This window comes from Acutalibacter caecimuris (assembly GCF_034335085.1).
Classification (GTDB): Bacteria; Bacillota; Clostridia; order Oscillospirales; family Acutalibacteraceae; genus Acutalibacter; species Acutalibacter caecimuris.
The window spans coordinates 218,970-225,245 of record NZ_JAWXXJ010000002.1 but is presented as its reverse complement, the minus strand read 5'-3'; the positions used below and the strand labels follow the sequence as shown (position 1 = coordinate 225,245).

The following is a 6,276-nucleotide window of genomic DNA, read 5'->3' as shown; positions in this document are numbered from 1 at the left end:
CGACCACACTTGATCGCTTATGTCGTGTCTGTGATAGGAAGCATCCATCTTTTCCTCTCCTGTCTTTTTTGATGCTTCCATTCTATCACAATTCCTCTACCTTGTGTAGACACTATCTAATAACCGTCCGATTAAAGCCTTTGTTTTATTGAATAGTGGACTTGCTGCTATTCATAGACTGTATTATATGTTTGCGAAAGAAAGGGGGATTTTCTTTGACGCAAAACCAAACGCCCGTTACCACAACGGAGCATAAAATCGGAAAAGTTACTTACCTTGTATGTTCGTCCGCAAGTGAACGCGCAACGGACACACTGGATAAAAAGATAAAAAAGCTCATTCGCAAAGACATGGAGCTGAACCCCGCAAACGCCCGGAAATAGGGCGTTTCTTCACATTTTATACATGACACAGGCAGCGGTATGTGGTATAATATAGACAGTACAAATACCATGCTTGTCTGTCGTCGGAAAGGAGGACAAAATGTTACAGACAGACAAGATTACCGCTTTATATTGCAGATTGAGCCAGGAAGATATGCAGGCCGGGGAAAGCGAGAGCATACAGAACCAAAAGCTGATTTTACAAAAGTATGCTGACGAACACCACTTTTTCAACACGCGCTTTTTTGTAGACGACGGATTTTCCGGCGTGAGCTTTGAGCGCGAGGGGCTTCAAGCCATGCTGCATGAGGTTGAAGCCGGGAACGTGGCAACCGTCATAACAAAAGACCTTTCCCGTCTGGGACGTAATTATCTGAAAACCGGCGAACTGATAGAAATTATCTTTCCAGAATACGAAGTGCGCTACATTGCCATTAACGACGGTGTAGACACAGCGAGGGAAGATAACGAGTTTACCCCTCTGCGGAACTGGTTCAACGAGTTTTACGCCCGCGACACTTCAAAGAAAATCCGGGCTGTCAAACAGGCAAAGGCGCAGAAAGGCGAGCGCGTCAACGGCGAAGCCCCTTACGGCTACCTTATCGACCCGGATAACCGCAATCATCTGATACCCGACCCGGAAACGGCGCACGTCGTAAAACAGATTTTTGCAATGTATGTACGGGGCGACCGTATGTGTGAAATCCAGAACTGGCTACGGGACAATGAAATACTGACCGTCGGGGAACTGCGCTACCGCAGAACAGGAAGCAACCGCCACCCCCGCCCACAGCTCAACGCATGGTACAACTGGCCGGATAAGACGCTGTACGACATTCTGACAAGGAAAGAGTATTTAGGGCATACCATAACCGGGAAAACCTACAAGGTATCTTATAAGTCGAAAAAGACGAAAAAGAACCCGGAGGAAAAAAGGTATTTCTTCCCCAACACTCACGAACCTTTGATTGATGAAGAAACCTTTGAACTTGCACAGAAGCGGATTGCCACCCGGCACCGCCCGACAAAGGTTGATGAAATCGACCTGTTTTCCGGGCTTCTCTTTTGCGGGGACTGCGGCTATAAAATGTATGCAGTACGCGGAGCCGGGACGCTTGAACGGAAACACGCCTACACTTGCGGCAACTACCGCAACCGGGCAAGAAATGATATGCTCTGCACTACACATTATATCCGCAAAAGCGTATTGAAAGAACTTGTCCTTGCAGACTTGCAGCGCGTAACGTCTTATGTGAAAGAGCATGAACAGGAGTTTATCGAAACCGCCAACGAGTGCAGCGCAAAGGCAGTACAAAAGACGCTGACACAGCAGCGGAAAGAGCTTGACAAGGCACAGAACCGTATGAACGAGCTGAACATCTTATTCCGCAAGCTCTACGAGGACAACGCTTTAGGGAAACTTTCAGATGAACAGTTTGCTTTTCTGACTTCCGGCTATGATGAAGAAAAAAAGACGCTGACCCGGAGGATTGCGGAGCTGTCACAGGAAATCGACAACGCCACCGGGCGCAGCACGGACGTGAAAAGGTTTGTCGCACTGGTACGCAAGTACACCGCCATTACCGAACTGACCTACGAAAACGTCCATGAATTTATTGACCGTATTCTTATTCACGAACTGGATAAGGAAACGAACACCCGCAAAATCGAAATCTTTTATAGCTTTGTCGGCAGAGTTGATACAGGCGACAAGCCTACCGAAAGTATCTCCTATTTCAGACAGATAGGAGCCGACGTAAAGAGTTATGCTATCTAACATACATCAAAAAGAGGTAAGATAACGCCCTCTGCAAAAAAGGTTACGTTATCTTACCTCAACAAAATTTGTCCCACTCCATCCGTCGTCAATGTACTCGTCTACAACGGTCAGCCCATGCTCTGCGGCATACTGCCTAAGCATCATGCGCTGAGAGTTACTATGTAGAGGGTGGTTTCTGCCACCAAATACATATGACTGCGGCTCATTTGTGGTGAATAGGACTTGCGGTCGTAGGAAAGGAGATAAAGACCCGTATCGCATTATCGGTAGCCGCTACCGAAAACATCTGAAATGACGGAGGAAAACACTATGGACAAACTGGAACCGAGGATACATGACGAGACGAATGGCCTTGTATGTCCTTGCCGGGGACTACTACATCCCGGCTATCGGACTGCCGGAGGATGATGACCGCCCCATCGGGAAGTGGGGGCGGATGCACCGGGCGTACCTGGAGGAAACGAATCCGCTTCTGCTCAACCATCTGATTTTGACGGGCAAGCTGCACAACTACCTTGCCGACCTGGACGAGCAGGCGCAGGACCGCTATCGGCTCATCATCAGACAGATGGCCGCCGCCGAGGGTGTGACCGAGGAATTGAAGCACCAGTCACAGTGGGAATGGGTCAGGGCAATGAACAGCATTGTAAACCGCGCTGAGGAAAGCATCAAGTGTGAACTGATTTATGCATGACTTTTACCCGGCATTTGCACCATCGCAAAAGCGTACAGGCTTCCGCAAGGCTCCCCCCCTATGGGCGGGACCTTGCGGGAGTTTTTCCTTTGCATTTGTACCATCGCTGACTGCCTGTCCGCCGCCTCCCTCAAAAATTTTCTTCGGCAGGGCTTGACAGGAACAGGCGTTTGAATTATAATGAGTCCATATTTGAACTGAATATCTGATGTCTATATAATACACATATTTCATTTGGCAGATACATAGCCGACTGCGGAAAAATCCGTGGGCGGTTTTTTGTATCTGCTTTTCCTTTCTCATACATAACCCAAAATCCAGAAACAGAAAGGTGGCGAAAACGACAACTGAATGACCGTCCGAGCAGCTATCACGCCGGAAAAGTATGCCATGACCGAAAGCGAGCGTACCGAGGGTGAGACACAACGGCACAGCACCAGCAAAGGGATATGCCTGCCAGGAACTGCTTCGGGGAAACGGCTTCCCATATCAGAAATTTCTGTTTTTGAGTTTCGATGATATGAGAAAGGACACCATGACGAAAAACAACGAAAACCAAAACTGCCAGTATATGATCCGGCGTATCGGCTCCACCACCTACAAGGTGAAGGTGGTCTTTTCCGACAACAGCGGCGAGACGATGGAGGAAAAAATTTTGCGGATGATCCGAAATGAGGGGCTGCAAAACGGCGAAGAACGTGGTATGATGGATGCACCACAAATGAGCCGACAGTCTGAAAGGAGCGCGTCATGAGCGCAAGACAGACTGAGGAAAAGATCACGGCTTTATATGAGAGACTCTCTCGTGACGATGAATCCGCCGGGGACAGTAATTCGATTGTGAATCAGAAAAAATACCTGGAGGGCTACGCTGCCCAGTACAGCTTCTCCAATATCGTCCATTATACTGATGACGGATGGTCGGGCGGCAACTTCGACCGTCCGGCATGGAAACGGCTGGTGGCCGATATTGAGGCCGGGAAAGTGGCTCTGGTACTCACCAAGGACATGAGCAGAATCGGCAGAGATTACCTTCAGACAGGATTTTACACGGAGGTTCTCTTTCGCAAATTTGGGGTGCGCTTCATCGCCATCGGCAACAGCATCGACAGTGCCGACCCCAGTTCCAGCGAGTTTGCGCCGTTTGTCAACATCATGTCGGAATGGTATTTGAGGGACCTGAGCCGCAAGCAGCGAACCGCTATCCGGGTCAAGGGCGAGTCCGGCAAGCCCACCACCAACTGCGCCATCTACGGCTACAAGAAAGACCCCAACGACAAATACCACTGGCTGATCGACGAGGAGGCCGCCGCTGTTGTCCGGCGGATTTATCAGTTAGCTATCGAGGGACACGGCCTGAGCGATATTGCGAACATCTTGTATCGGGACCAGGTTGAGTCCCCGGCAGCTTACCTGGCCAGACATGGCCGGGGTGTCTGGAAAAGCAGAGAAAGCATAGACCGTCCCTACGCATGGAGCGACTTTATCGTAGGAAAGATATTGTCCAAGCCGGAGTATATGGGGCATACAGTCAATTTCCGCTCCCATAAGGAATCCTACAAAGATAAACAGCCGGTTTATCATGCCCCGGAGGACTGGCTGATTTTTGAAAACACACACGAGGCCATCATTGACCGCGCCACATGGGAGCTTGTGCAGAAGCTGCGGGGGACACCACGCCGCATAGACACGATGGGCGAGGCCAATCCCCTGACCGGGCTGGTCTACTGCGCCGACTGCGGGGCAAAGATGTATAACCAGCGGACACGGGGCAGAGAGACGAAGCCATATCCGTCGGATGCCTATGAGTGTTCCTCGTATAAACTCGCGGGACAAAGAAAGACATCCGCTTGCAGTAATCACCACATCTCCACCAAGGCCCTGCGGACGCTGATTCTGGAAACGATCCGCTCCGCCAGCACCTATGCTATCTCCAACGAGGCCGAGTTTATCCAGAAGGTGCGGGCGGCATCCGAAGTCCGGCAGGCGCAGGCGGCGAAAGACCTGAAGCGCAAGCTGAACAAGGACAGGCGGCGCTGCGAGGAACTGGACGCCATCATTAAGAAGCTGTACGAATCCTATGCGGTGGGGCGTATTGGCGAAGACCGCTTCGACACCCTCCTTGCCGGGTACGAGCAGGAGCAAACGGCGCTCCGCCAATCCGTCATGGAGGCGGAATCGGCGCTGGACAGCTTCGAGCAGGACACCGCCAATGTGGAACGGTTCCTCGTCCTGGCGAAGAAGTACACCGATTTCTCGGAACTGACTACGCTCATGATAAACGAGTTCATCGAGAAGATCATCGTCCACGCCCCGGAAAAGGTAGACGGCGACAGGACACAACAAGTAGACATTTATCTGAAATTCATCGGACGGTTCAATCTCCCGGCACCGGAGTTGACGCCGGAGGAAGAAAAGCGACAGGCTTCCCTGCACCGGCATCGGGTCAAGAGCCGGGAACGCTATCAGAAGATCAAGGCCGGCGAACACGCTGTCGGCCAGCCGTTCAAGTTGATCTGCAAATGTTGTGGGGAAGAATTTGAATCCACGAGGTCGAACACTCTGTTCTGTGGCCCGAACTGCCGGGCGAAATTCTACCGGCAGGAGGCAGCGGCAGGCAGGATGCGTGAATGTGTCTGCGGAAACTGCGGGAAAGCGTTCACCACGACCAGGAACGATGTGAAATACTGCTGTGAGGCTTGCCAGAGGAAAGCGCACAGCAAAATGCGGTATCGGCAGAAGCGGGCCGAGGAGCAGGGAGCAGAAACCGTATAAACATGGGATGGGGCGGGTCAGATATTTTGGGCCCGCCCTGTTTCATGGGAGGAAGGGAAAATCCTATGTGGAACTGTGATTGGGAATACGAAAATCAGGAAACGCTGAAGCAATGGTATGAAGAAAAACTCGCCGGGATAAGACCAAATTCCATTGTACGGAAAATCGTCTGTAAGGGCTGTGGACGGGATTTCTACACGTTGATTGAAACCAAGAAATATTGCTATTACCATCTGTGCGGGAATCGGGGCTATCAGAAAGATTTGAAACAGCGGCGGCTGGAAAAACGACAGAACCGGGTCTGCAAAGGATGCGGAAAAACCTTCACCCCCAAGCGGTCGGATGCGGTCTACTGCTCCAATGCCTGCCGCCAGCGGGCGTATCGCCAGAGCGTTACGGATAAGGCAAGTGTCCAAATTGATCACTTGCCTTAATCGTAACAAAATCACGGAATAAAACTCAAGACCATTACGACTGCTGGTGGTGGTCAAATTGAACACCACCACTAACTGTAACGGAAATATGAAATATGCGCCGGACATGGGGATTGGCCTCCTGTGTCCGGCCATTTTTTGAAAACCTGATTTGCGGCACGATGCTGAAAATCAAAATTAGCTGATTTGATTTGCGAGGGGAGGAACTCA

At 50.8% G+C, this 6,276-nt stretch carries 5 protein-coding genes and 1 pseudogene; 5 read left to right on the top strand and 1 reads right to left on the bottom strand.

From position 1 onward, the window contains the following. The first annotated feature begins 155 nt into the window (after nucleotides 1-155). The 5 genes and pseudogenes from U8U01_RS02345 (at nucleotide 156) to U8U01_RS02325 (ending at nucleotide 5,632) form a co-directional block, all read left to right on the top strand. Nucleotides 156-383: a TnpW family protein gene (locus U8U01_RS02345; protein WP_004607973.1), complete on the top strand. Its 228-nt coding sequence runs from the start codon at nucleotides 156-158 to the stop codon at nucleotides 381-383. A 100-nt stretch (nucleotides 384-483) separates the two neighbouring features. Continuing rightward, nucleotides 484-2,160: a DUF4368 domain-containing protein gene (locus U8U01_RS02340; protein ID WP_322169822.1), complete on the top strand. Its 1,677-nt coding sequence runs from the start codon at nucleotides 484-486 to the stop codon at nucleotides 2,158-2,160. Between the two features lie 312 nt (nucleotides 2,161-2,472). Then, nucleotides 2,473-2,857: pseudogene (locus U8U01_RS02335) on the top strand (TnpV protein). Between the two features lie 535 nt (nucleotides 2,858-3,392). Further along, complete coding sequence (locus U8U01_RS02330; protein ID WP_322169819.1) at nucleotides 3,393-3,611, top strand: transposon-encoded TnpW family protein; 219 nt, start codon at nucleotides 3,393-3,395, stop codon at nucleotides 3,609-3,611. After that, nucleotides 3,608-5,632 carry a DUF4368 domain-containing protein gene (locus U8U01_RS02325; protein ID WP_322169817.1) on the top strand — a complete coding sequence of 675 codons (2,025 nt, stop codon included), beginning with the start codon at nucleotides 3,608-3,610 and terminating at the stop codon, nucleotides 5,630-5,632. Before U8U01_RS02330 ends, U8U01_RS02325 begins: the two co-directional genes overlap by 4 nt. A 17-nt stretch (nucleotides 5,633-5,649) precedes the next feature. Here the strand turns inward: U8U01_RS02325 and U8U01_RS02320 are convergent, their stop codons facing one another. Continuing rightward, nucleotides 5,650-6,174: a hypothetical protein gene (locus U8U01_RS02320; RefSeq protein WP_322169814.1), complete on the bottom strand. Its 525-nt coding sequence runs from the start codon at nucleotides 6,172-6,174 to the stop codon at nucleotides 5,650-5,652. Between the last annotated feature and the right edge of the window lie 102 nt (nucleotides 6,175-6,276).

What these genes read in the sequence shown, in the direction of transcription:
- U8U01_RS02340 (WP_322169822.1), top strand. Translation starts at nt 484, where the DNA reads ATGTTACAGACAGACAAGATTACCGCTTTATATTGCAGATTGAGCCAG.
- U8U01_RS02330 (WP_322169819.1), top strand. Translation starts at nt 3,393, where the DNA reads ATGACGAAAAACAACGAAAACCAAAACTGCCAGTATATGATCCGGCGT.
- U8U01_RS02325 (WP_322169817.1), top strand. Translation starts at nt 3,608, where the DNA reads ATGAGCGCAAGACAGACTGAGGAAAAGATCACGGCTTTATATGAGAGA.
- U8U01_RS02320 (WP_322169814.1), bottom strand. Translation starts at nt 6,174, where the DNA reads ATGTCCGGCGCATATTTCATATTTCCGTTACAGTTAGTGGTGGTGTTC.